28 protein-coding genes are annotated in these 26,996 nt (G+C 56.4%); 25 read left to right on the forward strand and 3 right to left on the reverse strand.

Annotation, left to right across the window (positions count from 1 at the left end; translation table 11 throughout):
• Positions 1-3 precede the first annotated feature (3 nt).
• On the reverse strand, positions 4-1,248 hold the full coding sequence (locus GT003_RS08995; RefSeq protein WP_161696657.1) for a nucleotidyltransferase: 1,245 nt from the start codon (positions 1,246-1,248) through the stop codon (positions 4-6).
• Between the two features lie 113 nt (positions 1,249-1,361).
• Between GT003_RS08995 and GT003_RS09000 the strand changes: the two genes are divergently transcribed.
• From GT003_RS09000 to GT003_RS09120, 25 genes are all read left to right on the forward strand, one after another.
• The gene (locus GT003_RS09000) at positions 1,362-1,874 is read left to right on the forward strand and encodes a YceD family protein (protein WP_161696659.1); all 513 of its coding nucleotides are present in this window, start codon (positions 1,362-1,364) and stop codon (positions 1,872-1,874) included.
• A gap of 54 nt (positions 1,875-1,928) precedes the next feature.
• Complete coding sequence (gene rpmF / locus GT003_RS09005; RefSeq protein ID WP_090637702.1) at positions 1,929-2,102, forward strand: 50S ribosomal protein L32; 174 nt, start codon at positions 1,929-1,931, stop codon at positions 2,100-2,102.
• Positions 2,103-2,407: 305 nt separating this feature from the next.
• Positions 2,408-3,034 (forward strand): transcription factor FapR, encoded by a 627-nt coding sequence (gene fapR, locus GT003_RS09010; RefSeq protein ID WP_170312172.1) that lies wholly within the window; start codon positions 2,408-2,410, stop codon positions 3,032-3,034.
• Positions 3,018-4,007 carry a phosphate acyltransferase PlsX gene (gene plsX, locus GT003_RS09015; protein ID WP_161696661.1) on the forward strand — a complete coding sequence of 330 codons (990 nt, stop codon included), beginning with the start codon at positions 3,018-3,020 and terminating at the stop codon, positions 4,005-4,007. Before fapR ends, plsX begins: the two co-directional genes overlap by 17 nt.
• A gap of 8 nt (positions 4,008-4,015) precedes the next feature.
• Positions 4,016-5,002: a beta-ketoacyl-ACP synthase III gene (locus GT003_RS09020; RefSeq protein WP_161696663.1), complete on the forward strand. Its 987-nt coding sequence runs from the start codon at positions 4,016-4,018 to the stop codon at positions 5,000-5,002.
• Positions 5,003-5,057: 55 nt separating this feature from the next.
• Positions 5,058-5,984, forward strand: coding sequence for an ACP S-malonyltransferase (gene fabD, locus GT003_RS09025; RefSeq protein WP_161696665.1), 927 nt, complete (start codon positions 5,058-5,060; stop codon positions 5,982-5,984).
• 656 nt (positions 5,985-6,640) lie between these two features.
• A complete protein-coding gene (gene fabG, locus GT003_RS09030; RefSeq protein ID WP_161697292.1) occupies positions 6,641-7,390 on the forward strand; it encodes a 3-oxoacyl-[acyl-carrier-protein] reductase in 750 nt (249 codons plus the stop codon).
• Between the two features lie 93 nt (positions 7,391-7,483).
• Complete coding sequence (gene acpP, locus GT003_RS09035; RefSeq protein ID WP_161696667.1) at positions 7,484-7,720, forward strand: acyl carrier protein; 237 nt, start codon at positions 7,484-7,486, stop codon at positions 7,718-7,720.
• Between the two features lie 147 nt (positions 7,721-7,867).
• Complete coding sequence (gene fabF, locus GT003_RS09040) at positions 7,868-9,109, forward strand: beta-ketoacyl-ACP synthase II (protein ID WP_161696669.1); 1,242 nt, start codon at positions 7,868-7,870, stop codon at positions 9,107-9,109.
• On the forward strand, positions 9,099-9,791 hold the full coding sequence (rnc, locus tag GT003_RS09045) for a ribonuclease III (RefSeq protein WP_161696671.1): 693 nt from the start codon (positions 9,099-9,101) through the stop codon (positions 9,789-9,791). The genes fabF and rnc overlap by 11 nt, the downstream gene beginning before the upstream one ends.
• Positions 9,792-10,018: 227 nt before the next feature.
• Complete coding sequence (smc, locus tag GT003_RS09050; protein ID WP_161696674.1) at positions 10,019-13,594, forward strand: chromosome segregation protein SMC; 3,576 nt, start codon at positions 10,019-10,021, stop codon at positions 13,592-13,594.
• Between the two features lie 206 nt (positions 13,595-13,800).
• Positions 13,801-14,802 (forward strand): signal recognition particle-docking protein FtsY, encoded by a 1,002-nt coding sequence (gene ftsY / locus GT003_RS09055; RefSeq protein WP_161696676.1) that lies wholly within the window; start codon positions 13,801-13,803, stop codon positions 14,800-14,802.
• A gap of 105 nt (positions 14,803-14,907) precedes the next feature.
• Entirely contained in the window at positions 14,908-15,282 is a 375-nt protein-coding gene (locus GT003_RS09060; protein WP_161696678.1) for a putative DNA-binding protein, read from the forward strand.
• 29 nt (positions 15,283-15,311) lie between these two features.
• Entirely contained in the window at positions 15,312-16,685 is a 1,374-nt protein-coding gene (ffh, locus tag GT003_RS09065) for a signal recognition particle protein (RefSeq protein ID WP_161696680.1), read from the forward strand.
• Between the two features lie 66 nt (positions 16,686-16,751).
• A complete protein-coding gene (gene rpsP, locus GT003_RS09070) occupies positions 16,752-17,024 on the forward strand; it encodes a 30S ribosomal protein S16 (protein ID WP_126016297.1) in 273 nt (90 codons plus the stop codon).
• 27 nt (positions 17,025-17,051) lie between these two features.
• Positions 17,052-17,282 (forward strand): KH domain-containing protein, encoded by a 231-nt coding sequence (locus GT003_RS09075; RefSeq protein ID WP_161696682.1) that lies wholly within the window; start codon positions 17,052-17,054, stop codon positions 17,280-17,282.
• A 181-nt stretch (positions 17,283-17,463) separates the two neighbouring features.
• On the forward strand, positions 17,464-17,982 hold the full coding sequence (gene rimM, locus GT003_RS09080; protein ID WP_161696684.1) for a ribosome maturation factor RimM: 519 nt from the start codon (positions 17,464-17,466) through the stop codon (positions 17,980-17,982).
• A gap of 3 nt (positions 17,983-17,985) precedes the next feature.
• The gene (trmD, locus tag GT003_RS09085; RefSeq protein ID WP_161696687.1) at positions 17,986-18,738 is read left to right on the forward strand and encodes a tRNA (guanosine(37)-N1)-methyltransferase TrmD; all 753 of its coding nucleotides are present in this window, start codon (positions 17,986-17,988) and stop codon (positions 18,736-18,738) included.
• 160 nt (positions 18,739-18,898) lie between these two features.
• Entirely contained in the window at positions 18,899-19,240 is a 342-nt protein-coding gene (gene rplS, locus GT003_RS09090; RefSeq protein ID WP_161696689.1) for a 50S ribosomal protein L19, read from the forward strand.
• A gap of 117 nt (positions 19,241-19,357) precedes the next feature.
• Positions 19,358-20,068, forward strand: coding sequence for a signal peptidase I (lepB, locus tag GT003_RS09095; RefSeq protein WP_161696691.1), 711 nt, complete (start codon positions 19,358-19,360; stop codon positions 20,066-20,068).
• Positions 20,069-20,081: 13 nt separating this feature from the next.
• Entirely contained in the window at positions 20,082-20,942 is an 861-nt protein-coding gene (gene ylqF, locus GT003_RS09100; RefSeq protein WP_161696693.1) for a ribosome biogenesis GTPase YlqF, read from the forward strand.
• 173 nt (positions 20,943-21,115) lie between these two features.
• A complete protein-coding gene (locus GT003_RS09105) occupies positions 21,116-21,730 on the forward strand; it encodes a ribonuclease HII (protein ID WP_161696695.1) in 615 nt (204 codons plus the stop codon).
• Positions 21,731-21,944: 214 nt separating this feature from the next.
• The gene (fliK, locus tag GT003_RS09110; protein ID WP_161696697.1) at positions 21,945-23,960 is read left to right on the forward strand and encodes a flagellar hook-length control protein FliK; all 2,016 of its coding nucleotides are present in this window, start codon (positions 21,945-21,947) and stop codon (positions 23,958-23,960) included.
• Positions 23,957-24,277 carry an EscU/YscU/HrcU family type III secretion system export apparatus switch protein gene (locus GT003_RS09115; protein WP_161696699.1) on the forward strand — a complete coding sequence of 107 codons (321 nt, stop codon included), beginning with the start codon at positions 23,957-23,959 and terminating at the stop codon, positions 24,275-24,277. The genes fliK and GT003_RS09115 overlap by 4 nt, the downstream gene beginning before the upstream one ends.
• A 2-nt stretch (positions 24,278-24,279) precedes the next feature.
• Positions 24,280-24,681, forward strand: coding sequence for a YraN family protein (locus tag GT003_RS09120; RefSeq protein ID WP_161697294.1), 402 nt, complete (start codon positions 24,280-24,282; stop codon positions 24,679-24,681).
• 134 nt (positions 24,682-24,815) lie between these two features.
• Here GT003_RS09120 and GT003_RS09125 read toward each other — a convergent pair whose 3' ends face one another.
• Positions 24,816-26,378, reverse strand: coding sequence for a YifB family Mg chelatase-like AAA ATPase (locus GT003_RS09125; protein ID WP_161696701.1), 1,563 nt, complete (start codon positions 26,376-26,378; stop codon positions 24,816-24,818).
• A gap of 119 nt (positions 26,379-26,497) precedes the next feature.
• Positions 26,498-26,965, reverse strand: coding sequence for a DinB family protein (locus tag GT003_RS09130; RefSeq protein ID WP_161696703.1), 468 nt, complete (start codon positions 26,963-26,965; stop codon positions 26,498-26,500).
• Positions 26,966-26,996: the final 31 nt, after the last annotated feature.

The following is a 26,996-nucleotide window of genomic DNA, read 5'->3' on the forward strand; positions in this document are numbered from 1 at the left end:
AGCTTATTCGATGGAGATAGGCTTCTCATAATAATCGCGGAAGAGATCCCTTGGCGCTGCGTCGGGCCAACCGAGCGCGTAGATGGACGTGGCTTGGACATCCAATGCGAGGTATGGATATTCTTTCGCGGCCCGCGCCGCGCTCTGCAGCACCGGAAGCTTGGCGGACTTGCGCATCCGCTTCAGCAGTTCTCTGCCGCGAGGACTGCAGCCGAGCACGCGTATATATTGAACGCCGGTGCGCAGCCGGTCGGGCGAGAGCAGCTCCTTGTCATGCCCGAGCAGGATCGACAGCAGCGCCCGTTGCAGCTTCGTGCGCGTGTAGCGCTTCGTCTTCAAACGCTCCAGCAGCGGCTCGAACGCCAGGCTCTCCAGCTCGGGCAGCGCGTTCTTGATCCGGTGTTCCAGTCCCTCGCTCATTTCGTGATAGCGGCCAAGCGCTTCCGCCGATTCCGAGACGAGCTTGTGGAATAATGGCGCTGCATAATGTTCCCAGCTCCCGCGGGCGCGTCCAATCGCATGGTCCCGGAGCAGCAGCTCCATCGTGGACGGCGGGACGAAGGGAGCGGCGCCTTCCGGCGCAAGCGATTCCGCCACGAGCTTGCGGATAGCCGTTGCGCTCGCGATCTGCGCATCGGTGATGCTGGTCTGCGCGTAGCCGGCTTTCTCCCGGCGAAGCGAGAACGGCTCGATGGCGCTGCCCAGCCGCTCCAGCGCGAGCAGGTAATGCAGCCCAAGCGTATTGTTGGGCTGCTCGAACGGGAACGCCGCGGCTTCCTCGTCGCCTGCCTCGGCCATGAACCGCCGGACGGCCCCGCTGTAGGCGGCGGGGTAGCTGCGGCCTGTCCGAAGCTCATCCGCCATGAGCGGCCCGAACGACGACGGCTCATGAGCGAGCAGCCGCGCGACGCGGCGGAGCGGCGCGATATCGCCCGCCTCGCTGCCGAAGCAGAGCGCGTCTACGACGCCGGTCGCGTCCAAGAGCGCCGCGGCGCCGTAGGCGAACCATTCCGCCGCCTGCGTGGAATAGGCGACGGGCAGCTCGATCACGACGTCGCAGCCGCCGCGCAGCGCCATTTCGGTCCGCGTCCATTTGTTAAGCAGCGCGGGTTCTCCGCGCTGCAGGAATTGGCCGCTCATGACGGCGACGACCGCATCGCTTTTCGTTATTTTAAGCGATTGCTGTAAATGATATAGATGTCCATTATGGAACGGGTTATACTCGACAATGATCCCGACTGTGCGCATGGGCAGACCTCCGTACGATGAATCGTATATTTTTCACTATATCACGGCGTGAAAATGTTGACAAAACGAATCGATAATCGATATAATAAACTTTGTTTGTTTGGAGTGATACCATGGAGATTCATGTACGTGAATTAGCGGCCAAAGGGACGAAAACAACATTCAAGTCCAGCTTGAATACCGATTGGCTGAAGCAAGTGCGCAAGGATGTCCTGAACGCGAGTCCGATGGAAGTGAACATGACGGCTTGGGGCGAAGACGGCGTTGCCCATGTGGAGGGCGAGTTGACCATCGACGTGGAACTGTCCTGCTCCCGCTGTCTGGAACCAACCTCGGAACACGTCGTGTTGCCGTTTCACGAACGCTTCAAGAATGCTGCCGAAGTGGACGGATCGGAACCGGAAGACACCATCCCGGTCGACGAGGACAAGCTGGAGCTCGAGCCGATGCTGGAAGAGATGCTGATGCTCGAACTGCCATTCGTGCCGCTGTGCAGCGAAGACTGCAAAGGACTTTGCCACACGTGCGGAAGCAACCTAAATGAGCAAAGTTGCGGCTGCTCTAACGAGCGGATCGATCCGAGGCTTGCCGCTTTGAAAGACTTGTTTAAAGACTCGAAGGAATAGAAGCGCTGCATCGATCAGCACGCTTCATGCAATTCTGTTAAGGAGGTGGGAAACATGGCAGTACCACAACGTAGAACATCCAAGACGCGTCGTGACAAACGCCGCACGCACTTCAAACTGGCTGTGCCAGGTATGGTAAAATGCGATCAATGCGGAGAATTGAAATTGGCTCACCGCGTTTGCAAAGTGTGCGGAACTTACAAATCGAGAGAGATCATCAAACAATAGTTTGACGCCACGAATAGGACTTCATCTTCGGATGGAGTCCTATTGTATTTCCCGGACGCATAATCTTTTATTTCGAACGAGTACTCTTACATATCCCGCACAGTCAGTCATCGTATATATTCATCAGCGCATAAAACGGTTTTTATACCTGAATCTGCCTTCGACGTTGCGCGGAGCGGCTTTCTTCTATATACTTGTTAGTACCTGGTTATAATAGCTGATTGTAACGTAGCTGTCTTGGCTCAGGTTCAGCCGCTTGTCCGGCACTGCCGCGTATGAACTGCAGCTGAGCATATACTAGAACCATGGCAAAGGTGGTGCGGACCATCGAACGGCTTCCGAAACGAGAACGTCATCAGCTGCTCGGCTCGCTGATCGACGATAATCCTTTTATAACGGATCAAGAGCTGACAAGACAGCTGAAAGTCAGCATTCAAACGGTGCGCCTTGACCGGCTGGAGCTCGGCATTCCCGAATTGCGGGAGCGCATGAAACTAATGGCGGAGCGTTCGTACGACCCGGTCCGATCATTGCCGCTGGATGAAGTTATCGGAGACATCGTGGATCTGCAGCTGGACCACAGCGGCATTTCCCTTTTTGAAATCAAGGAAGAGCATGTATTTTCCAGAACCGGCATCGCCCGCGGCCACCATGTTTTCGCGCAAGCCAATTCACTGGCGGTAGCGGTCATTAACGATGAAATCGCTCTGACGGCGACGGCGGATATCCGCTTCGTCCGTCAAGTGAAGCTAGGCGAGAAATGCATAGCCAAAGCCTACGTAAGATCGATCTCCGGCGGACGCAGCAAAGCCAAAGTCGAGGTCTTTTCTTATGTAAGCGATGAAATGGTGTTTCAGGGCAGCTTTCTTATTTATCGTTCCGCAGGCGAGACGGTCATCGAAGGAGGTATGGATGGTGCGGATCGCAATTGACGCGATGGGGGGCGACCATGCCCCTTCGCAAATCGTAAAAGGCGCGTTGGAAGCAGCGCTCGAAAGTCCGGAGGTTTCCATCATTCTGGTGGGCGACGAGGCGCAGATCAAGACGCATCTCGGCGCCAAGGTTCCGTCGAATATCGAAATCGTCCATGCGGACGATGTCATCGGACCTGACGACGAGCCGGTCAAAGCGGTTCGGCGCAAGAAAGGGTCATCGATGGTGATGGCCGGGCAATTGGTGCGCGACGGCCGGGCCGAAGCCATGCTGTCGGCCGGCAATACAGGCGCGCTGATGACGACCGGACTGCTCGTCGTCGGTAGGCTGGAAGGAATCGAGCGTCCGGCGCTCGTCACGATGCTGCCGACGATGGACGATATCGGCGTGCTCGCCCTTGACTTAGGCGCGAACATGGACGCCAAGCCGGAGCATCTTCTGCAGTATGCGATCATGGGCAGCATCTATCGCGCGCGAATGAACGGGCAGTCCCAGCCGCGCGTCGGCTTGCTCAACGTAGGCACGGAAGCCATGAAAGGAAACGAGCTGACGAAAGCGGCGTACGATCTGCTCGAGGCGGCGCCGATTCATTTTATCGGCAACGTGGAGGCGCGCGACGTCTTGATGCGCAACTGCGACGTGCTGATTTGCGACGGTTTCGCGGGCAACATTATGCTGAAGGCGATGGAAGGGACGGCGGGCACGCTGTTCAAGACGATCCGGGACATTTTCTCGAGCTCGCTCTTATCTAAAGTGGCCGCGGCCATCGTCATGCCCAAGCTTCGCATGCTGCGCAAAAAAATGGACTACAACGAGCACGGCGGCGCTCCGCTGCTGGGCATTAACGGACTCGTATTCAAATGTCATGGCTCCTCCGACGTGAAAGCCATCAAAAGCACGGTACGTCAAGCCAAACTGGCGATCCAGAGCAACTTGGTATCTTCTATCGCAGCGGAAATTAGCAGGAAGTGAGTGGGAGCATGCAGCTACATCCCGTAGGTATTATCGGCACCGGCAAATACGTGCCTGAACGAATTTTGACGAATAAAGACCTGGAACAGATGGTCGAAACGAACGACGAATGGATCGTCACGCGCACGGGCATGCGGGAACGCCGCATCGCCGCGCCGGAGCAGGCGACTTCGGACCTGGCTTACCAAGCATCCTTGAAAGCGATCGAAGCCGCTGGTTTGACCGCGGAAGACATTGATCTGATCATCGTCGCGACGATTACGCCGGATATGTTCTTCCCGTCGACGGCCTGCCTGCTGCAGGATAAGCTGGGCGCCCGGAAAGCGGCGGCGTTCGACTTGTCGGCTGCCTGTTCCGGGTTCATCTACGGCCTCGCGACGGCATCCAGCATGATTGCGAACGGCATGTACAAACACGTGCTCGTTGTCGGGGCGGAATGCCTGTCCCGCATCACGGATTATACCGACCGCAATACCTGCATTCTGTTCGGCGACGGCGCAGGCGCCGTCGTCCTCGGCCAAGTGCCCGAAGGCCGCGGCTTCCGCTCCTTCGAACTCGGCGCCGACGGCTCCGGCGGCGAATTGCTCCGCGTTTGCGGCGGCGGCTCGCGCATGCCATCCTCGGCGGACACCATTGCGGATAAACAGCATTTTATCTATATGGCCGGCAACGAAGTGTACAAGTTCGCTGTCCGGATCATGGGGAACGCCGCGGAAGAAGCGCTGCGCAAAGCGGGCATCGACAAGAAAGACATCGATCTGCTCGTCCCGCATCAAGCCAATATCCGCATCATTCAATCCGCGCTGAACCGGTTGGATCTGCCGCAGGAGAAGTGCATGATCAACTTGGATAAGTACGGCAACGTATCGGCGGCTTCGATTCCGATCGCGCTGGCCGAAGCCGTGGAGCAAAACCGCGTGAACGAAGGCGACCGCATCGTGCTGGTCGGTTTCGGCGGCGGATTGACCTGGGGCGCTTCCGTGTTGGTTTGGTAATCATTCATAATCTACCTTAATGTGTAATGTAATCGTGTCGGAGGTGCTGATCTCAATGGGCAAGACCGCATTCGTATTTCCCGGCCAAGGCGCGCAGGCAGTCGGCATGGGCCAAGATATTTATGAAGCGTTCCCGGCATCGCGGGCTATCATCGATGCCGCGGACGAAGCGCTCGGCTTCAAATTAAGCGATATTATTTTTCAAGGCCCGGAAGACGTCCTGAAACAAACCGTCAACACGCAGCCTGCGCTTCTGACCGTCAGCATGGCGTACATGGAAGCGCTCCGCGAAAGCGGGCTTACAGCCGATTATGTGGCAGGCCATTCGCTCGGCGAATACAGCGCGCTTGTCGCAGCAGGGTCGTTGTCCTTCCAGGATGCCGTGCGAACGGTTCGCTCCCGCGGCGAATTCATGGAGCAGGCCGTTCCGAGCGGCCAAGGCGCCATGGCTGCCGTTCTCGGCGCAGAACGCGAAGCACTGGCTGCGCTCTGCGCGTCCGCATCCGCCGACGCCGGCGCGGTAGAACTGGCTAACGTTAACTGCCCCGGACAGATCGTCGTATCCGGTACGGCTGCTGGCGTGCAAGCCATCGTCGAACGCGGAAAAGAAGCCGGCGCGAAGCGGGTTATCCCGCTCGAAGTCAGCGGACCCTTCCACTCTTCGCTCATGAAACCGGCCGCTGATCGTCTGAAAGACGTCTTGGCAGCCGTCAACATGCAGGATGCGTCGATCCCGGTCATCGCGAACGTAACGGCCAAGCCCGTCACGGAAAGCGGCGAAATTCGCAAATTGCTCGAAGAACAGGTATACTCGCCTGTATTGTGGGAAGACAGCGTACGGTACTTGGTCGAGCAAGGGGTCGACACGTTCGTCGAAATCGGATCGGGCACGGTTCTCGCCGGCCTGATCAAAAAAATCGACAAATCCGTCAAGGTCGTCTCGATCAACAGCCTGGAGGCGCTGAAAGCGGCTACGCTTTAAGAATACGGTGGAAAACCGTGGCCTCCGATCGGTTTGGGTCTTCGCTCGCTGTTGTAGTTCTGATTCCCTTGATTATATAAGTAATTAGAGGTAGGAATCAGACTACAAAGGCGAACGCTGACGCTGCTACGACTCCAATCCGACTCTCCGGCCAATCTCCACCGCTGCTTCAAAAGCTTGCGATGCCTTCGCTTCCACTAAGGGCAACGCAAAACCTTGGCAGCGATGTATGGGCTGCCTCTACGGCAGTATTAAGCTGCCAAAAAGCAGCTGCCCCAGGCAGCTGTAACGCCAACTTCGGCGGCGGGAACCTGCCGCCTCCGGCAAGCCAGCCGAAGGCGGCGGCTTGCAACCCGCTCCAGCATAAAGCGTGTCCCGCGAGGGACGAAAGCGAGGACAAGCACGCAGAGGCTCGCTAAGCGCCTCTGCGGCGCAGAACGTTCCCATGGTCCCGCAAGGGACAGCAGGTAACTCGCGAGCGCCAAAGGTGAAGTGTGTCCCGCAAGGGACGAAAACGAGGTCAGGTAGAACGGATCTCGAGAGCGGTACTCTGTGGCACCAACGTTCTCCTTCCGGGTGTCCAGAGGGCCGGGGCCCTTGGGGTCCCCCTGGAGAGGGGATTTAGGGGGTCAGACCCATTGAGAGGAGAAATGAAAATGTTCGCGGATCTATCTGGTAAAGTCGCGCTCGTCACAGGAGCATCCCGCGGCATCGGCCGCGCGATCGCGATTGCGCTCGCCGAGGCCGGCGCCGACGTCGCGATCAATTATTCCGGCAGCGAACAGGCTGCCGCGGAGACGGCCGAAGCGGTTCAAGCGCTTGGCCGCCGCACGCTCGTGCTGAAAGCCAACGTCGGCAAAACCGACGAGTTTGACGCGATGGTGAAGCAAGTGGTCGAAGCATTTGGCGTAATTGATATTTTAGTGAATAACGCGGGCATCACGCGTGACAATCTAATCATGCGCATGAAGGAAGAAGAATTCGATCAAGTCATCGAAACGAACCTGAAAGGCGTGTTCAACGGGGTGAAAGCCGTGACGCGTCAAATGATGAAGCAGCGCTCGGGCCGCATCATTAACATTTCATCGGTCGTGGGCGTGCTCGGCAACCCGGGACAAGCCAACTATGTCGCTGCCAAAGCCGGCGTCATCGGTCTGACCAAGGCTTCGGCTCGCGAACTGGCTTCACGTGGCATCACGGTCAATTGCGTGGCGCCGGGCTTTATTCAAACGGATATGACGGACAAGCTGCCGCAAGAAATGCGCGATAAGCTGGCCGCCGACATTCCGCTGGCACGCCTCGGCGATCCGAAGGATATCGCTGGCGCCGTTCGTTTCTTGGCGTCTGATGCCGCCGGCTATATGACCGGTCAAACGATCCACGTCGATGGCGGCATGTACATGTAACTGCGTTCCGGACCGGGCCAGTATGGCGGCAAGCCGTTTGATATGGCATTTTGTCCGTAATTCTCGTATAATACCATGGAGGAGGTGAACCGGATGTCCGATGTATATGATCGTGTAAAGCGCATCGTTGTCGACCGCCTTGGCGTTGACGAATCGGAAGTTACGCTAGAAGCTTCGTTTAAAGAAGATCTTGGAGCGGACTCTCTTGATGTCGTTGAATTGGTCATGGAACTGGAAGATGAATTCGATATGGAAATCTCTGATGAAGATGCAGAGAAAATTACGAGTGTAGGAGAAGTCGTAAATTACATAGCTTCTCTAGCGAAGTAATACAAACAATGACAAGTCCCGTTGCACAAGCGGGACTTATCTCCGTATTGGACGAATTTGGGCTTTTTGCATGACGAACAGCTGAAAGCGCATTAGCGTTTTATCAAATAGAGCATGGATCAGAGTTCCCATTAGAGGTGAATAGAGATGAAGCAGAGAGTAGTCGTTACGGGCATGGGGGTTATGACTTCGCTCGGTTCCGAACTGGAGACGTTTTGGGGTAATTTAATGGAAGGAAAGTCCGGCGTTTCCTTGGTTGAAGCATTTGACGTTTCCGAATATCCGACCCGCATTGCGGCTGAAATAAAAAATTTTAACCCGGAAGATTACGAGATCGACAAGAAAGAAGCGCGTCGGATGGACCGTTTCGTGCAGTTCGCAGTTGTGGCCAGTCAGCTCGCCGTCAAAGATGCAGGCATTCATATCGGATCGGACGTGGACGCGGAACGCGTAGGCGTCATGATCGGTTCCGGCATCGGCGGTTTGGGCACTTGGGAAGACCAGCATAATATTTTGCTGGAGAAAGGTCCGAAGCGCGTAAGCCCGTTCTTCATCCCGATGATGATCGCGAACATGGCGTCCGGACAAGTTTCGATGGCCACTGGCGCGAAAGGTCCGAACAGTACAGCCGTTACAGCTTGCGCGACAGGCACGCATTCCATCGGCGATTCGTATAAGCTGATTCAGCGCGGCGACGCCGACCTGATGATTTGCGGCGGCGCGGAAGCGACGATCCGTCCGACAGGCATGGCGGGCTTCTGCTCCATGCGGGCGATGTCGACAAGAAACGACGAGCCTCATAAAGCATCCCGTCCGTTCGATACGGATCGCGATGGGTTCGTAATGGGCGAAGGTTCCGGCGTTCTGGTATTGGAATCGCTGGAGCATGCGCAGCAGCGCGGAGCGCACATCTATGCGGAAATCGTTGGTTACGGCATGAGCGGCGACGCGCATCACATGACCGAACCGGATCCGGATGGCGCAGCGCGCTGCATGGTGAAAGCGCTCCGGGACGGCGGCCTCGAGCCGACGCAGATCGATTACATCAACGCGCACGGAACGTCGACGCCCGTTGGTGACCGTTCGGAGACGACGGCGATCAAGAAAACGTTTGGCGACCACGCCTACAAGCTGGCGGTCAGCTCCACCAAATCGATGACGGGCCACCTGCTGGGCGCGGCCGGCGGCGTAGAAGCGGTTATTCTTGGTTTGACGCTTCAGAACGGCATCATCCCGCCGACCATTAATTTGGATAATCCAGATCCGGAATGCGATCTCGATTATGTCCCGAACGTTCCGCGCAAAGCGGATGTTCAATACGCGTTGTCGAATTCCTTCGGCTTCGGCGGACATAATGCGACGATCGTGATGAAGAAATATGAAGCATGATTCATTTGACGAGCTGCAGCAGCGACTGCAGCTTCGTTTTCGTGCGATAAAGCTGCTTCGGCAAGCGTTCACGCATACGTCGTACGTTAACGAGCATCGTCAAAGCGCAACGGAGCATAATGAACGTCTTGAATTTCTGGGCGACGCGATTTTGCAGCTGACGGTATCCGAATTTTTGTACCGCACGTTTCCGGAACGGCCCGAGGGGCAGCTGACGCGCATGCGGGCATCGATCGTATGCGAAGCTTCGCTCGCCAGATTCGCGGAAATGCTCGATCTCGGTGCGCATGTGCTGCTCGGACGCGGAGAAGAACAGCTTGGCGGAAGACAGCGTCCCGCGTTGCTGGCCGATTTGTTCGAGGCGTTCGTCGGGGCGATCTACCTGGATCAAGGGCTGGAAGCCGTTAAGTCGTTCCTGGCTTCCTATATGTTCCCGCATATCGACAATGACGGCGTAATGGTAGGCAAAGACTTCAAATCGACCTTGCAGGAGAAGGCGCAGCAAGCCGGCATGGGCCCGATCGAATATCGGATCGTCGAAGAGCGCGGCCCCGCGCATGATCGGGAGTTCGTCGTGGCGGTGTACATCGGCGACACCTCGTATGGCTCGGGCAACGGCCGCACGAAGAAAGAAGCAGAGCAGCAAGCGGCGGCGGAAGCATGGCGCAAGCTGCCGAAGTAATGGAATACGCAGCATGACGAAAATTCTGGTCGCCTTAGGTAACCGGGATTTTTTCATTTCATGAAAGTTCGATAGGTGGTCACGGGATGAAAAACGAGTGGAAACCTGTCCCATTTATGGGCATGGAGTCGATTGCTCAACGCGCATTTTTGACGAGTTTCGACGTATTTCGACCCTGTCCTTTTTTAGCAATTATGGTACAATAGTCGTTGAGGTGAAGGTAAGCGATGTTCCTGAAAAGGATTGAATTAGCTGGTTTTAAATCGTTTGCCGACAAGACGGAGCTGGAATTCGTTCGCGGTATAACGGCGGTCGTTGGCCCGAATGGCAGCGGCAAAAGCAACATCAGCGACAGCATCCGCTGGGTACTAGGCGAGCAGAGCGCCAAGAGCCTGCGGGGCGGCAAAATGGAAGATATTATATTCGCGGGAAGCGACGCGCGCAAAGCGGTCAATTTCGGCGAAGTTTCGCTCACCCTGGATAATGGAGACGGCGCGCTGCCGCTCGATTACAACGAAGTCACGGTCACGCGGCGCGTTCACCGCAGCGGAGAGAGCGAATACTTAATCAACAAGCAGTCTTGCAGACTGAAGGATATAACGGAGTTGTTCATGGATACGGGGATCGGCAAGGAAGCGTATTCGATTATTGGACAAGGACGTATCGAAGAAATATTGAGCACGCGCTCGGAAGACCGCCGCGGTATCTTTGAAGAGGCCTCGGGTATCGTGAAGTATAAGTCGCGCAAGCGCGAAGCTCAGAAGAAGCTCGAGGATACCGAGTCCAATTTGCTTCGGATTCACGACTTGGTGACGGAGCTCGAGGATCAGGTCGAACCGCTGCGGGTGCAGTCGGAGAAGGCGATCCAGTTCAAGCAGCTTCGGGATCAGCTGAAATCCGGCGAAATCGCCATGTACGTACATAACATTCAAACCGTGCACCAATCATGGACGGACTCCAATACCCGCATGACGAAACTGCAGGCGGAGCAGTTGACCTTGTCCACCGTGGTCAGCAAGCATGATGCGATGCTCGAGAAGGACCGTCAGAAGCTCCGTGAATTGGAGGAAGCGCTGGACCGACTCCATGAAGGCATGCTTCAGTACAGCGAAGAGTACGAGAAGTGCGAAGGCTACGGCGAAGTCTTAAAGGAGCGTAAGCGCAATCTGGAGCAGAATCGCATGCAGCTCGAAGCATCGATGACCGCGCAGAACGAGCGCATTACGGCGCTGACCAAAGAAGAAGCGGAATTCCGCAGCAAAGCGGCGCTGCTCGATAATGAGCTCGAGTCTCTCCGGAAGAAGCTGGCCGAGGAAGAAGCGCAGCTGATCGGCACGAATGCGTCCGCTTCGGGTGACGCGGAAGAATCGCTTAAGGGCGAGCTTCTTGACGTGCTAAGCACGATGGCGCAGCTCCGCAACGAGATTCGTTACGCGCTTCAGCAAGAAGAAGCCCTTCAGCGCCGGATGGAACGGCTCGGGGACGAGCACGCCAAATGGCAGGAGCAGCATGAACGGTTTACCGCCAGAAGAGCGGAGCTGCAGCAGAAGCTGGAGCAGACGCTTGAAGATATCAATAAGATGCGTAATCGTTACATCAACGAGGCCGAAGGGCTGCAGAACGGTCAGAAGCTGCTCGAAGAAACGCAGTCGGCCGTTCGCAAGTGGGAGCAGAAGCTCGAGGCGCTCACTTCACGCCGGGATACGATGAAGGAAATGCAGGACGATCTCGACGGATTCATGCACGGCGTCAAAGAAGTATTGAAAGCTTCCAGACGTACGACGGGCGGCATTGAAGGCGTGCATGGCGCGGTCGCAGAGCTCGTTCGCGTGCCGGAGAAAGTGGAGCTTGCGATCGAAACGGCGCTTGGCGGCGCTTTGCAGCATGTCGTCATGAACGATGAACGCAGCGCGCGGGCGGCAATTGCCTTCTTGAAATCCCGTCAGCTCGGACGTGCGACGTTCCTGCCGCTCGACGTTATTCGCGGCCGGAACATTCCCGATCACGAGCGCAGAACGGTGGCCGGACTCGAGGGCTTCGTCGGCATCGCATCCGAACTCGTAACTTGCGATTCCAAGTACGCGCATATCGTCGAGAACCTGCTCGGCAACGTGCTTATCGCCGAAACGCTGGAGCAAGCGAACCGAATCGCCTCGCGAATCCAGTACCGCTTCCGGGTGGTCACGTTGGAAGGCGACGTCGTCAATGCCGGCGGTTCCATGACCGGGGGCAGCCTGCAGAAGAAAGGCGCCAATCTGCTCGGGCGTCAGCGCCAGATCGAGCAGCTGGACGGCGAGATCAAATCGACGGACGAGCAGCTGGGCAAGCTTCGCGACAAAATCAGCGATCTGCGGAAAGAGCAGTCCATTCGTAACCAGAAGGTCGACGAGCTGCGCGCATTAGGCGAGAAGCAGCGGATCGACGAGCAGCATCTTCGCGCCGAGCTGCAGCAGCTGGACAAAGAGAAGCGGCATTTGGACGATCAGGCGCAGCTGTTCCAAGCGGACAGCGCGGGCCACAAAACGGAACAGCAGCAAATCAGCCAGTCCGCCAAGGATGCAGAGGAACGGCTCGCGGTGCTGACGAAGGAAGAGGCGCGGCTGCAAGAAGCGATTCGCTTAGCGGAGGAACGCAGGAAAGCGGGCGAATCTGCCAAGGAGCAGCTGCAGGACCAGCTGACGGATCTGAAGATCGCGCTGGCGAAGACGGATCAGGAGAAAATGTCCTTCGAGGATCAGGCGTCCCGAGTCCGCTCCGACATCGGCAGGGCCAAGCAGGAGCTGGCCGGCATCCGCGATATGCTTCAGCGTCAGGAAGAGGACACGCGGCAGCTTGCGGAAGAGAGCGCCAAGCAGACGGAGCAGCTGAACGCCCTGAAGCTGAAGAAGGACGGCTGCGCGGAGCAAACGGACTTGAAGCGTTCCGCGCGGGCCGACCTGACGCGCGAGCTGGAGCAGGGAGAGAGCGAGACCAAGGATCAGCGCGCACAGCTTCGTTCGGTCGAAGATCAGCTGCGTCAGATCGAAATCGCCGTTAACCGGCTGGACGTCGAGCTGGACAACCTGCTGCGCAAGCTGAGCGAAGAGTACGAGCTTAGCTTCGAGCTGGCGAAGGAGCGTTACCCGGTACCGGAGGACGTGCTTGCGCTTCAAAGCGAGGTGCGCGATTTGAAACGGCGCATCTCCGGCTTGGGCGAAGTAAATCTCGGCGCGATCGACGAATATGAGCGCGTCAAGGAACGGTACACCTTCCTGAACGACCAGAAGAACGATCTCATCGAAGCGAAGACGACGCTCTATCAAGTCATCCGGGAGATGGACGACGAGATGGGCCGCCGTTTCCGTACGACATTCGAAGCGATACGCGGACATTTCGTCGTCGTCTTCTCGAAGCTGTTCGGCGGCGGACGCGCGGATCTCATCATGGTCGAGCCCGACCGGGTGCTCGACAGCGGCATCGATATCGTCGCCCAGCCGCCCGGCAAGAAGCTGCAGAACCTGCAGCTGCTCTCGGGAGGCGAGCGCGCTTTGACGGCGATTGCGCTGTTGTTTGCCATTCTGCAGGTCAAGCCGGTTCCGTTCTGCGTGCTCGATGAAGTCGAGGCTGCGCTCGACGAGGCGAACGTTGCCCGCTTTGCGCAATATTTGCGCGAGTTCTCGGAGCTGACGCAATTTATCGTCGTCACGCACCGCAAGGGTACGATGGAAGAGGCGGATGTTCTCTACGGGGTAACGATGGAGGAAGGCGGCGTGTCCAAGCTGGTGTCCGTCCGTCTGGAGGACGAAGAAGCGGTATCCGCATAATCGGTTGAACCTGAATCGCCGAAACCAACGTAGAAGAGAAGCCGGAGCTTGGCGCAGATCGCAATCGCAGCCTGGCCCGGCTTCTGTACCCTGATCGCATTTTACGGGTTCGCGCCTCCGAAAAATGTCTATAAGGTCTAATGAAAGCTGCATCGTGAATGTCGGCGGGAGCCGTTCTTCTTGATTAAAATGATGGAGGTCCGACCATGAGTTTTTTTAAACGCTTGAAAGAAAGCATCGCCCAGAAGACAGAAGCGGTCACGTCCATATTCAAGGAAGGCCTGACGAAGACGCGTACCGCATTCGTCGGCAAGATCGAAGAGTTAATCCTGCGCCGCAAGAAGATCGACGAGGCGTTCTATGAAGAGCTGGAAGAAATCCTGATCGGCGCCGATGTCGGCGTCAATACGGTCATGCAGCTCATCGACGACCTTCGCGCGGAAGTGAAGAAGCGGAAAATCGAAGAAGCGGCCGAACTGCAGCCGATTTTATCCGAGAAGCTCGTCGAGCTGCTGCGCGGCGACGCGAAATCCGAGCTGCGTATGGCGGAATCGGGTATGACCGTCATTCTCTTCGTCGGCGTGAACGGCGTAGGCAAGACGACGACGATCGGCAAGCTTGCGCATAAATTCAAGAGCGAAGGCAAGTCCGTCTTGCTCGCGGCAGGCGATACGTTCCGCGCAGGCGCCATCGAGCAGCTTGAAGTATGGGGCAAGCGCGTCGGCGTTGACGTCATCAAGCAAGAATCCGGCGCGGATCCGGCAGCGGTCATGTACGATGCGGTCCATGCGGCGAAGCAGCGCAATGCTGACGTCCTGCTGTGCGATACGGCCGGCCGTTTGCAGAACAAGCACAATCTGATGGAAGAGCTGAACAAAATCTTCCGCGTCATTCAACGCGAAGTGCCGACCGCGCCTCATGAAGTACTGCTCGTGCTCGACGCGACGACAGGCCAGAACGCACTCAGCCAAGCGAAGCTGTTCGGCGAGAAGAGCGGCGTTACGGGACTCGTGTTGACGAAGCTGGACGGCACGGCCAAAGGCGGCATCGTTATTGCGATCCGCAACGAGCTGGACTTGCCGGTCAAGCTTGTTGGACTCGGCGAGAAGATGGAGGATTTACAGGAATTCGATTCCGAGCAATTCGTTCACGCGCTGTTCGGCGGTCTGCTGCAGGCCGCGGAAGACGAGAGCGATTCCGCGCAATAACAGGTGACAAGTAAAACAGCTTGACAGTGCATAGGCCGCTGCGCTATGATAGTCGTCGTGGATATGGTGTAAAGGTAATTGCCTTGACGCAAAGGAGCGGATCGCATGACGGTACATGAAACCGACGCCCTGGCGAAGACGACGCGAATTAATATGCTGTTTGATTTCTACGAGCATTTGCTGACGGAGAAACAGCAAACCTTTCTAAAGTATTACTTCCATGACGATTATTCACTCGGGGAAATTGCTGCCGAGTTCGATATTAGCAGGCAAGCGGTCTATGAACACGTGAAACGGGCGGAAGCCGTGCTCGAATCCTGCGAAAGCAAGCTGAAGCTTCTCGTTAAGCATGAAGAAGCCGAACGATGGCTGAGCAGGCTGGAAGAAATGGCGGAACGTCTCGCGGATCACAGCGGCATTGGCGCCGAGCTTCGGGAGATCGCGCAGGGCCTGCGGAACGACGGAAAGAGCGGTACATAACCAACACTTGAATTCAGGAGGTGACGATCATGGCATTTGAAGGTTTGTCTAACAGACTGCAGAATGTATTCGGCAAATTGCGCGGCAAAGGCAAAGTGTCCGAGGATGATGTTAACGAGGCGATGCGCGAGGTGCGATTGGCGCTTCTCGAAGCCGATGTTAACTTCAAGGTCGTCAAGGATTTCATCGCGAAGGTGAAAGAACGGACAATCGGGCTCGAAGTCTCGAAGAGCTTTACGCCCGGCATGGTCGTCGTCGATATCGTAAACAAGGAATTAACCGAACTGATGGGCGGCACGAACGCGAAGCTCGCCAAGTCGAACAAGCCGCCGACGGTAATCCTGATGGCAGGCTTGCAGGGTGCCGGTAAAACGACCTCGTCCGCGAAGCTGGCGAAATCGCTGCTCAAGGATAAGCATAAGCCGCTTCTCGTCGCGGGCGATATTTACCGCCCTGCCGCAATCAAACAGCTCCAGGTGCTTGGAGAGCAGATCGGCGTGCCGGTATTCACGATGGGCGATCAAACATCGCCGGTCGAAATCGCCCGCCAAGGCCTCCAGCTGGCCAAAGACAACGGTCATGACTACGTCATTATCGATACGGCTGGCCGGCTGCATATCGACGAGGCGCTGATGGGGGAGCTTCGTCAAATTCATGAAGTTACGAAACCGGATGAAGTCCTGCTTGTCGTTGATGCGATGACGGGTCAAGAAGCGGTTAACGTGGCGCAAAGCTTCCACAGCCAGCTCGAGCTGACCGGCGTGGTTCTGACGAAGCTGGACGGCGATACCCGCGGCGGCGCGGCTTTGTCGGTCAAAGCCGTTACGGGCTGCCCGATCAAGTTCGCGGCAACGGGCGAGAAGATCGAACCGCTCGAGCCGTTCCATCCGGAACGGATGGCATCGCGGATTCTCGGCATGGGCGACATGCTGTCGCTGATCGAGAAGGCGCAGTCCAGCATCGATGCCGAGAAGGCAGCGGAGATGGAACGCAAGATGCGCACTGCTGAATTCACGTTCGAGGATTTTCTGGATCAGATGGAGCAGGTGCGCAAGCTTGGACCGCTCGATCAGCTGCTCGACATGATGCCCGGCATGGGCAAGATGAAGGATATGAAGAATCTCAAGGTGGACGATAAGCAGATCAACCGGGTGGAAGCGATCGTCAGATCGATGACCAAGGACGAGAAGCGCAAACCGGAGATTCTCAATCATAGCAGACGCAAACGAATTGCGGCGGGCAGCGGAACTTCGATCACCGAAGTCAACCGGCTCATCAAACAGTTCGACGACATGAAGAAAATGATGAAGCAGTTCTCGTCCATGATGGGTCCGAAAGGTCCGAAGGGCGGCATGAAAGGCCTCAAGGGCATGCTTCCCAAAGGCATGAAGTTCCCGTTTTAACGTTAGACTGCCCTGCTGGATTGGGCATTCAGATAGATCGATATTTATTGAAGGAGGTGAATTCTCATGGCAGTACGTATTCGTTTGAAACGTATCGGTGCGCATAAAGCGCCTTTCTACCGTGTGGTAGTTTCCGATTCCCGTTCCCCGCGTGACGGTCGCTTTATTGAAGAAATCGGTACTTATAACCCGGTTGCTCAACCGGCACAAGTGAACATCGATGAAGAGAAAGCTCTTAAATGGCTTCAAAACGGAGCGCAAGCTTCCGACACCGTCCGCAACCTGCTTTCCAAAGCAGGCGTAATGACGAAGCTTCACGAGTCGAAACTTCAAAAATAATCTGCTCGGTGCGGGGGGCCTATTGTGATGAAAGATTTGATTCTTGTCATAGCGAAGGCTTTAGTGGATAACCCGGAGGATGTGCGCGTCGAAGTGAAAGAAGACGACCGCGGCACCGTCTATCAGCTGTCCGTCAATCCCGACGATGTCGGTAAAGTGATCGGCAAACAGGGACGGATCGCAAAAGCGCTTCGAACGGTGGTCGCATCGGCCGCCGTCAAATCGCAAAAGCGCGTCATGGTCGACATCATTTCGTAGACGATCGCACATTGGAAAGGGCTAGGATGAATATCCTAGCTCTTTTTCGATGATAAATAAGAAGGTATACGTTTCCTTCATACTTTGCTTCTATTTTGCGGGAAGAAGCTTGTACAAGCGCCGACAAGGACGGTATAGGCCGGTTCTTCTTAGCAAATACGATAAAGGCAGGAGACCACGCATGGATCAACAATGGCTATCTGTAGGCAAGCTTGTTAATACGCATGGCATTCGCGGCGAAGTAAAGGTCTTCTCGCAGACCGATTTTCCCGAGGAACGGTTTGCGCCCAAATCCGTGCTGACGCTCTTGAACGAAGAGAACGGGCAGCAGCTGAAAGTCGAAGTGCTGAGCGCGCGCGAACATAAAGGGATGTTCATCCTGAAGCTGAAAGGCTTCGATAACATTAACGAAGTCGAGAAATACAAGGGCTGGTCGCTGAAGGTTTCCAGAGAAGACTTGGTCGATTTGGAAGAAGGCGAGTATTACCAGCATCAGATCATCGGCTGCAAAGCCGTGTCCGACGAAGGCGTGGAGCTTGGCGTCATTACGGAGATTCTCGTGCCCGGCGCCAATGACGTATGGGTCATTCAACAGCCGAAAGGCAAGCAGCTGCTCATCCCGGTCATCGATCAGGTCGTGCTCGATGTGGACATTCCGAACAAAACGGTGAAGGTCCATCTGATGGAAGGGCTGATCTAGCCCATGCGCATCGATGTATTGACATTGTTTCCGGACATGTTCCATGGCGTCTTCGGCGCCAGCATTCTGGGTAAGGCACGGGACAAGGGCATCGTGGACTTGAATGCGATTAACTTCCGGGATTACGCGAATAATAAACATAATACGGTAGACGACTACCCTTACGGCGGGGGCGGCGGCATGGTGCTGAAACCGGAACCGCTGTTCGCGGCCGTGGAGGATCTGATGCCCGAGGGCGGAACGCAGCCGCGGGTCATCCTGCTTTGTCCGCAGGGCGAGCCCTATACGCAGAAGAAGGCGGAGCAATTGTCGGCACATGCCCATTTGATCTTCGTATGCGGTCACTATGAGGGCTATGACGAGCGCATTCGCCAGCATCTGGTGACGGACGAAATCTCGCTTGGCGATTATGTGCTCACGGGCGGCGAGCTGCCTGCGATGGTGATGATCGACAGTATCGTGCGCCTGCTGCCGGGCGTACTCGGCAATGAAACGTCCGCAGTGACGGATTCATTCAGCACCGGGATGCTGGAGCATCCTCATTACACGCGTCCGCAGGTCTTCCGAGGCTGGGAAGTGCCCGAAGTACTCATGTCCGGCCATCATGCGAACGTGGAGGTCTGGAGACGCCAGCAGTCGATTCTGCGAACGCTGGAACGCCGCCCGGAGCTGCTCGAGCATGCCGATTTGACCAAGAAAGAACGGCTGTGGCTGGCCGAACAAATACGCATTCGTGAACAAGCCGAGCGGCATTAACGGTTCGTACGATTCTGTTATTGTATTCTAGGCAGGATTATGTTAAAATTGCTGATGTTGCTTTGTTAACTCGGACGGTCCGCTATAAAGCAAAGACCCGGTATCTCTTGTGATTCCGGCAGCTTATAAGAACGTCTATGGTGGAAGGAGTTGAAACTAAATGAATCTTTTGCAAACTATTGCTCTAGAAAATCTTCGTACTGACCTTCCTAGCTTTCGCCCAGGCGACACGCTTAAGGTACATGTAAAAGTAATCGAGGGATCCCGTGAACGGATCCAGCTGTTCGAAGGCGTCGTTATCAAACGTCGCGGCGGCGGTATCAGTGCTACTTTTACGGTGCGTAAAATTTCGTACGGCGTTGGCGTCGAAAGAACGTTCCCAGTGAACTCGCCGAAAATCGAGAAGATCGAAGTTGCACGCCGCGGTAAAGTCCGTCGCGCGAAACTGTACTATCTTCGCGAACTGCGCGGTAAAGCTGCGAGAATTAAAGAAATTCGTTAATGTTCGACAAGAGGGGGACTTGCGCAAACAAGTCCCTTTTCGCTTTTCTATACATAGATTTTCAGGGGCCGAATCGGTGAATCCGAGCATTATTTCTGCATAGAAGAGGGTGGAATCATGGATCAACAGCATCGCAATGACGAACAACTAACGGAGCAGGACGAAATAAAGCCGGCGGAAAAGCCGGCGGAAAAGCCGGCGGACGCGGACGGATCGGATGCTCCTGAATCGCCAAGCCATCCACCTGCCAAACGCGCGCAGAAAGAAGTGTTCGAATGGGTCAAGGCGCTTGCGATTGCCGCGATTCTCGTTCTGGTGATCCGATACTTCCTGTTCGCGCCGTTTATCGTGGATGGGCCTTCCATGGAGCCGAATTTCTATACGGGCGAGCGTCTGATCGTCGATAAGGCGATCTACGAAATCCGTAAGCCGAAACGCGGCGAAGTGATCGTATTCCACGTGCCTGACGAGGGCAAAGACTTCATCAAGCGCGTCATCGGGGTGCCTGGCGACACGATCAAATACCAGGATGACAACTTGTATATCAACGGCAAGCTTTACGAAGAACCGTATCTTAAGGAATCGATTGCGGCTGCGAAGGCGAACGGCGAGATTTTCAATAACAACGGCGGCCCGGAACGAAACTTCCCGAATGCGAACTTCGATACGGATGTCGTCCCTGAAGGTCATGTGCTTGCTTTCGGCGACAACCGCCCGAACAGCAAGGACAGCCGGATGATCGGCTTTGTCGATGACAAGGAAATCGTCGGGCGGGCGGATATCATTTTCTGGCCAATGAGCAAAATGTCTTTCGTGAAACACGGATGAGGTGAATGACAGCATGACGATTCAATGGTTTCCCGGCCATATGACGCGGGCGAGAAGGGAAATTCAAGAGAAGCTGAAGCTGATCGATATCGCGATCGAGCTCCTGGATGCCCGCGTACCGCTTTCGAGCCGAAACCCGATGGTGGATGAAATACTGAAAGGCAAGCCGAGGCTGATCCTGCTGAATAAAGCGGATTTGGCGGATGCGCGCACGACGGAGAAATGGCGGGCGTATTTTGCCGACATGGGCATTCCCAGCTTGGCCATCGACGCGTCGACCGGCAACCGGGTGGGCGAAATTCCGGTGAAGGTAAGAGAACTGCTCCACGACAAGATCGCCCGGCAGATCGCCAAAGGCATGACTCCGCGTCCCGTACGCGGGTTAATCGTGGGCATACCGAACGTCGGCAAGTCGACGCTGATTAATCGGCTGGCAGGCCGCAATATCGCAGCGACCGGCGACCGTCCGGGCGTTACGAAGGGCCAGCAGTGGATTAAGGTCGGAACGGAGATGGAGCTGCTCGATACGCCTGGGATTTTATGGCCGAAGTTCGAGGATCAATTGGTCGGCTTCAAGCTGGCGATGACCGGCGCCATTCGCGAACAGGTGCTGAACGTCGAGGACGTCGCGTACTTTGCCATCAAAGAACTCGCGGTCCATTATTGGGACGAGCTCGCGGAGCGATTCGGCTTGACCGAGCCGCCGCGCGATCCGGAAGACAACAATGAGCTCGTGCGCGTGATGGAAGACATCGGACGCAAGCGGGGCTGCCTCGTCAGCGGCGGACGCGTGGACTTGGAGAAGGCTTCCGGCATTATTTTGCGTGAACTGCGCGCGGGCAACTTGGGGCGCATTACGCTTGAGTCGCCGTAAGAAGGAAGGAATGAGGAACGGCTGCCTGTTCGTAGGCGGTCGTTTTTATTTATTTTCGCCTATCGAAGCATGACAGAATTCGATAGAATTGCGATAATAGCATGGATGATAGGTTCACGGTACATATCGCTGTCGCAGGCATGACATAGAAGAAGAGAAGCGGGGAATTTCCGATGTTGCAAGAATTCGAGATCCCTTTATGGGAGCAAGGTTATCGCAGTTTGGCCGGCATTGACGAGGTCGGAAGAGGGTGTTTGTTCGGCGACGTGGTCGCGGCGGCCGTTATTTTGCCTGAGGGCTTGGTCCTGGACGGCATCAACGACTCCAAGAAGCTGTCGGAGAAGAAACGCGAAGAGCTGTATTGGCAAATCGTGGAATGCGCCGAGGCTTGGGCCGTCTCTCGCGTCGATGCGGCAACGGTGGATGAGATTAATATCAAACAAGCTGCCAGACTCGCGATGAAACAGGCGGTGGAGATGCTTGGCATGGAGCCGTCGTATCTCCTCGTCGACGCGGAGAAGGTCGACATCGAGCTTCCTCAGCTGGCGATTATCAAAGGCGATGCGAGAAGTCAGTCCATTGCGGCGGCTTCCATTCTGGCTAAGGTCACGCGCGATCGGCTGTGCTGCGACGAATGGGAGAAGCTCTATCCCGCATACGGCATTGCCATACATAAGGGTTATGCGACGAAGCTGCATCGCGAGAAGCTGTTGGAGCACGGGCCCAGTCCGATGCACCGTCGGAGTTTCCTGGGGAAGTTGTTTGCCGAGCAGCAGGTGTTGTTCTAGGGAAAGGATTGGACAGGAGGTTAGCAGGGCAATGTTGGGCGAGCAGGTCTGCCAAACGAACTGCGAGGCAATAACGGGTTGAGCGGGGCTCCAAGGTGGACAAGGCAGCGGCATTCGAGATTGAACGAACTGGCCGTGATCAGGGGTTCAAGCGCAGCGCTGCGGAACCGATAGTATGGGTATAGGTTCGTTCGAGTGGAAGGAAGTGCGACAGATGTCGATGTCGATCGGACAATTGATGAAAGGCCTTGTCGGCGATGCTCAGCCAGGCGACGGCAAGGCACTGGAGCTGAAGGTCGGCCAGACGGTTCGCGGCGTATTGGTGAAGATGACGGGCGACAACGAAGGCATCGTGCAGATCAATGGAACGCCTGTGCGGGCGAAGCTGGAGACGCCGCTCGAGCCAGGGCAGGCAGCGCTGCTGCAGGTTCAGCCTGAATCCGCGGACGGCGCGCTCGTATTGAAGCAGGCCGATCCGAGATCGGCGGGCGTTCCGGAGGCGAGCGTGAAGGAATGGATCAAGGCGCTGGGCCTGCCGGATACGCAGGCTTCCGCAAGTCTGGTCCGCGACTTGCGGGGCGGAGGCGCTGAATTGACTCGCGAACTGGTGAGTCAATTCAAGGTTGCGCTTGCCGCCATGCCCGAAGGCGGCGATGCGGAGTCTTGGATGCGGGCGGCCGCGCTGGCGGTACGGCGCGGCCTGCCGATGACGGGCGCGACGATCGGCGCGCTTCAGCAGGTTCTTGCCGGTCCGCCGGCGCATGCCCTGCTGGATGCGCTGGAGGCGGGTCTTGCCGCTTGGAGCGGCTCGCCCGCGGGTCAGGGCGCGGGCGGTGCCGCGGCGCCGTCAGGGACGGCGCAAGCGGCCGCAGCGAAGCTGCAGGCGCTGCTAGCTGAAGGCGCAGCGCTTATGCGGGCGAGCAGCGGGGAGCAGCCGCCCGCCGGCGCCGCAGGCGCCGGGGCTGGGGGCACGAAGGCGCAGCCGGTGCCCGGAGGCGCGGCCAGCGCCGTTCCGCGAGCGGCGGCAGGCATGCCGCAAGCGAACGCCGCGCCGCAAGCCGGAGGCGCGGCGCAGACGGCCGTCGCCGACAATGCGGCTGCAAGGTTCATTGTCAACGGCGCCGGAGGGGGACTTCAGACGGCTGATGATCGAGTGGAAGCAGGGATGGGAGGGCGGCCAGCCGCAGGACCTGCTAGCGCGGAACACGCGCGCTTAACGACCAGTCAATCAGGAGGAAATCTTCGGTCAGCACAAGCAGTTTCAACGATGCAGGAACAGACTGCCTCCTCGACGGAGACCGGTCCTCGGCTAGTGCAAACATCGTCAGGTCATGGACAGATTCCAGGCGCGCCAATTGCCCGAGCGCTGCCGCAGCCGACTGCCGGCAGCAGCTGGGTAGGTCAATTGATGAAATGGATGGGTGTCGACCACGAGCGTTTGCTAGCGACGGCGACGATTCAAGCGCCGCCTCAACCAGCTTCAACAGGTGGGCAAACGAATAAACCGGCGACTGAACCGAAGGCTGCTCCGGATCCGGCTGCGACCATGGCAGGTCAAGCACGCGCGACAGCTGCTCTGCCCGATCGGAATCAACAGCAAGCGGCAGTATGGGCGACTGCATTGCAAAGTCAAACTCCGCTGACTGAAGAGGGGGCTAAGTCTCATTCTGCGGAAACGTTAAAAAGCGCTTTGATGGCCATAGCTTCGAGTGACGAATTGCCCCAGCAGCTTCGGGACACGGCTCAGCAGCTTGTTGCGCATATAACCGGTCAGCAGCTGCTGATGTCACCCGAGAAGAACGGCGCGATGTTCTCGCATGTGACGATGTTCGTTCCGATGAAAGGGCAGGACGGCAGTCAAACGGCGTCCGTCCATATTCAGACAAGACGAGGCCGCAAAGGCGAATTGGATGGGGAAAATTGCAGATTGGTCTTTGATTTGCGCATGAAGACGCTCGGCGATACAGTTGTCGATGTGCAGGTCGTCAATAAAATCGTCAACCTTCAGGTGTGGAACGACCATCCCGCTGCAGCGCAGCTCGTTGAATCTTCAAGAAGCGAGCTGAACGATGCTATGACCAATGCCGGCTATCAGCTTCTAACGCTTCGCGTCGAAGCGATGCCTGAGCGTATCGTCGAAAGATTGAACGGGAGCGACGGTCTGGCCGGTACGGCAGAAGGTCAGGAATGGTCCGAGCAGAAGTACAGGGGAGTGGATCTGCGGATATGAGTAATTCGAAAAACCGCAGGAAGCAGGCAAAGACGGAAACCTACGAGCCCTCCAAGAAAGCGGTCGCGCTCAAATACGAGCCTGGCGAGAATACGGCTCCGGTCGTCGTAGCGAAAGGCAAAGGCAAGCTGGCTGAAGCCATTATGGAGAAGGCGGCCGAAAGCGGAGTCCCGGTACAGCAGGATTCGTCGCTTGTCGAAGTGTTGTCCAAGCTGGACGTAGATCAGGAAATTCCGCCTGAATTGTATACGCTCGTAGCGGAGATTCTTTCCTTCGTTTATCGATCCGATCAACGTGCTGGAGGAAACGCGCATTGAACATGAATAAACCTTCCGGCAAACCGGATGCCAGGCGGTCGATCGGGATTTACGGCGAATCGGAAGCTGCGGCGTACCTACTCGATCTTGGTTATGCCATTCTCGATCGGAATTGGCGGTGCCGAATAGGAGAACTGGATATTGTCGCTAGACAAGACTCTGTCATTGTCGTCATTGAGGTCCGCACGCGCAGGGCCGGTGGCAGATTCGGGACAGCCGTAGAATCCGTCGATTACAAGAAGCAGTTTCGAGTGCGCTCGATTGCGGAGGTTTACCTTTCGATGAACAAGCTGCACGGTTCGCGCATTCGTTTCGATGTCATCGCTATCACGGTGAAGCAAGCCGATTCGGAGACGAGTGCGTTTGAAGTCGTTGAACGCCGACATGTGGAAGCGGCCTTTTGAACAGCGTAGATAGGTGTGCGGCAAAAAGAGCTGCGTTTAACCGCCTTGCGGTGACATCGCAGCTCTTTTCTGTTTCGTAATGTTCGTCTCGGTTAACCTGATGCAAATTCGGCCTGTTCGCTGACGTACAGGGTTTAAGACAGGGATACCAGTTTTCGGTCCAGGCTTCTGTAGCCGATTGCTTCGGCGACGTGCGGACTGTCGACGCGTTCTTGGTCCTCAAGATCGGCGATGGTTCTGGCGAGCTTCAGGATACGATCATGCGCGCGCAGGCTGACGCCTAACGAATCGAAAGCGATTCGCAGCATGCTTTCGGCTTCTTTGGTCATCGTGATCGCCTTGCGCAGGGAGGCTCCGGCCAGTTCGTTCAAAGAGCGGCTTCCGATGCTGCGTTCCAGCCGGCGATCTGCAGCCTTCAAAACCAATTCCCGCATTTGCTCCGTCGTCATTCCGCTCGTCAACCCTTCGGAAGAGAGGGGCCGCGGTACCTCGATGTGCATATCGATGCGGTCCAGAAGCGGCCCCGATATTTTGGCCCGGTACCTTGCGATTTGAATTTCCGAACAGACGCAGCGTTGGTCATCGGAGTCATGTCCGTAATACCCGCACGGGCAAGGATTCATGGACGCCGCGAGAAGGAAGGAGGCCGGAAAGCGGAATACAGCGCGCGAACGGGCAATGGTCACTTCACGATCCTCCAACGGTTGGCGGAGCACCTCGAGCGCCGCTCTCGAGAATTCAGGCAGTTCGTCCAGGAATAAGACGCCTCGATGAGCAAGAGTCACCTCTCCGGGGCGGGGGATAGATCCGCCGCCGATCAGGCCTGCCGAGGAGATCGTATGATGCGGGCTTCGAAACTGCCTATCCTGCATCAAGGAGGGAATACCGCCTGGCAGCTTGCCGGCCGCGCTGTAAATTTTCGTCACCTGCAGCGCCTCCTCTTCCCGCAGGGGCGGCATGATGCCGGGAAGCCGCTTGGCCAGCATCGTCTTCCCTGTTCCGGGAGGTCCGGCTAACAAAACGTTATGGTTTCCTGCTGCTGCAATCAACAATGCCCGTTTCGCATGATGCTGACCCAATACGTCTCCGTAATCTCCCTGCAGGGTCAAGCTGCTCCTGTCAGCTTGTAAGTCCGAGAAACCTGCCCGCTCGGATCTTGCGATAAACCGTAGAGGTTCCCAGGAATGTTCGGCTGCCTTGGGGTTTCCGAGATCGCGAAGATGTGAGACGCCGAAAAGTTCCATGCCTTCTATACATGCGGCTTCGGCTGCATTGCCAAGCGGCAGCAGTACCTTCGTCATACCTCGGAGCTTAGCCTGCTCGACCATGGCCAGCACGCCGGGAACAGCTCTTAATTCTCCATTTAAGGCCAACTCGCCGAGCACGAGAAACTCTTGAAACAATGCGCTTCGCAGCTGATTGCTCGCAGCCAATATCCCGGCGGCAATAGCCAAATCGAAGGCCGTACCTTCCTTTCTCAAATCGGCCGGTGCCAGATTGACGGTAATTCGCTCCATCGGAAACGTAAAACCGCAATTTTTGACCGCGGCTCTGACGCGTTCTACGGATTCCCGGACAGCCGGATCCGGTAATCCGACGACGTTGACTTGGGGAAGCCCGCTCGAAATATCGACCTCGACGGCGATCATTCTCCCTTCGACCCCGTACACGCTTCCGCTGCAAATTTGAGTATACAAAACAAAAAACACCTCCGCCTTGTTGGCTGAAGGTGCTTCCTCACAGATCCATTTCTATAACCTATTAATTCCCATCAAATCATAGTGCAGGATGAAACGGCTGTCAACCGAAGCGCAGGCTAGACGGACAGAAAATACTCGATTTGTGTCCTATGATGTCGATCATGTCCGATAAAATCTTCGAGATAGTTCTGAATCGCGAACGGATTGCCGTCCCCATCCATATAAAGACCATCCCGTTGTTCAGCAGACATAGAAGTTATCAAATCGATCAATCGGTGCCGATGCGCAACGCAGTCAGCGATGAGCTGGTCTCTATGAATGGTGACCGCATTGGCAGCGGCTTCTTGATTAAACAGATCGTAATCTGAATGTCGCAGCGTTAACGGCGTGCCGGATGCTAGCGGCTGAACGGCCTCTGCTATAAAGTGCCGATCCCAAAGCATGATATGGCCGATTACAGCGCAGGTGGACCATTTTCCAGGCTGCAAAGGACTGTGCCATTGCTCATCCGACATGGAACGAAGGGATTGTACAAAGGGAATCAAGGCTTGAAACGATTGCATCAGCTGCGGAAAGTTATCCATTACCGGGAGTTGCCTCCTTTGAGACTTCATG

Origin of the sequence: Paenibacillus sacheonensis, assembly GCF_009909195.1 — a bacterium.
Taxonomy (GTDB): Bacteria; Bacillota; Bacilli; order Paenibacillales; family Paenibacillaceae; genus Paenibacillus_Z; species Paenibacillus_Z sacheonensis.

Bases quoted from the DNA above. Each gene is read 5' to 3' on its own strand.
- GT003_RS08995 (WP_161696657.1), bottom strand. From the start codon at position 1,248: ATGCGCACAGTCGGGATCATTGTCGAGTATAACCCGTTCCATAATGGA.
- GT003_RS09000 (WP_161696659.1), top strand. From the start codon at position 1,362: ATGGAGATTCATGTACGTGAATTAGCGGCCAAAGGGACGAAAACAACA.
- rpmF (WP_090637702.1), top strand. From the start codon at position 1,929: ATGGCAGTACCACAACGTAGAACATCCAAGACGCGTCGTGACAAACGC.
- fapR (WP_170312172.1), top strand. From the start codon at position 2,408: ATGGCAAAGGTGGTGCGGACCATCGAACGGCTTCCGAAACGAGAACGT.
- GT003_RS09020 (WP_161696663.1), top strand. From the start codon at position 4,016: ATGCAGCTACATCCCGTAGGTATTATCGGCACCGGCAAATACGTGCCT.
- fabD (WP_161696665.1), top strand. From the start codon at position 5,058: ATGGGCAAGACCGCATTCGTATTTCCCGGCCAAGGCGCGCAGGCAGTC.
- fabG (WP_161697292.1), top strand. From the start codon at position 6,641: ATGTTCGCGGATCTATCTGGTAAAGTCGCGCTCGTCACAGGAGCATCC.
- acpP (WP_161696667.1), top strand. From the start codon at position 7,484: ATGTCCGATGTATATGATCGTGTAAAGCGCATCGTTGTCGACCGCCTT.
- fabF (WP_161696669.1), top strand. From the start codon at position 7,868: ATGAAGCAGAGAGTAGTCGTTACGGGCATGGGGGTTATGACTTCGCTC.
- rnc (WP_161696671.1), top strand. From the start codon at position 9,099: ATGAAGCATGATTCATTTGACGAGCTGCAGCAGCGACTGCAGCTTCGT.
- smc (WP_161696674.1), top strand. From the start codon at position 10,019: ATGTTCCTGAAAAGGATTGAATTAGCTGGTTTTAAATCGTTTGCCGAC.
- ftsY (WP_161696676.1), top strand. From the start codon at position 13,801: ATGAGTTTTTTTAAACGCTTGAAAGAAAGCATCGCCCAGAAGACAGAA.
- GT003_RS09060 (WP_161696678.1), top strand. From the start codon at position 14,908: ATGACGGTACATGAAACCGACGCCCTGGCGAAGACGACGCGAATTAAT.
- ffh (WP_161696680.1), top strand. From the start codon at position 15,312: ATGGCATTTGAAGGTTTGTCTAACAGACTGCAGAATGTATTCGGCAAA.
- rpsP (WP_126016297.1), top strand. From the start codon at position 16,752: ATGGCAGTACGTATTCGTTTGAAACGTATCGGTGCGCATAAAGCGCCT.
- GT003_RS09075 (WP_161696682.1), top strand. From the start codon at position 17,052: ATGAAAGATTTGATTCTTGTCATAGCGAAGGCTTTAGTGGATAACCCG.
- rimM (WP_161696684.1), top strand. From the start codon at position 17,464: ATGGATCAACAATGGCTATCTGTAGGCAAGCTTGTTAATACGCATGGC.
- trmD (WP_161696687.1), top strand. From the start codon at position 17,986: ATGCGCATCGATGTATTGACATTGTTTCCGGACATGTTCCATGGCGTC.
- rplS (WP_161696689.1), top strand. From the start codon at position 18,899: ATGAATCTTTTGCAAACTATTGCTCTAGAAAATCTTCGTACTGACCTT.
- lepB (WP_161696691.1), top strand. From the start codon at position 19,358: ATGGATCAACAGCATCGCAATGACGAACAACTAACGGAGCAGGACGAA.
- ylqF (WP_161696693.1), top strand. From the start codon at position 20,082: ATGACGATTCAATGGTTTCCCGGCCATATGACGCGGGCGAGAAGGGAA.
- GT003_RS09105 (WP_161696695.1), top strand. From the start codon at position 21,116: ATGTTGCAAGAATTCGAGATCCCTTTATGGGAGCAAGGTTATCGCAGT.
- fliK (WP_161696697.1), top strand. From the start codon at position 21,945: ATGTCGATGTCGATCGGACAATTGATGAAAGGCCTTGTCGGCGATGCT.
- GT003_RS09115 (WP_161696699.1), top strand. From the start codon at position 23,957: ATGAGTAATTCGAAAAACCGCAGGAAGCAGGCAAAGACGGAAACCTAC.
- GT003_RS09120 (WP_161697294.1), top strand. From the start codon at position 24,280: ATGAATAAACCTTCCGGCAAACCGGATGCCAGGCGGTCGATCGGGATT.
- GT003_RS09130 (WP_161696703.1), bottom strand. From the start codon at position 26,965: ATGGATAACTTTCCGCAGCTGATGCAATCGTTTCAAGCCTTGATTCCC.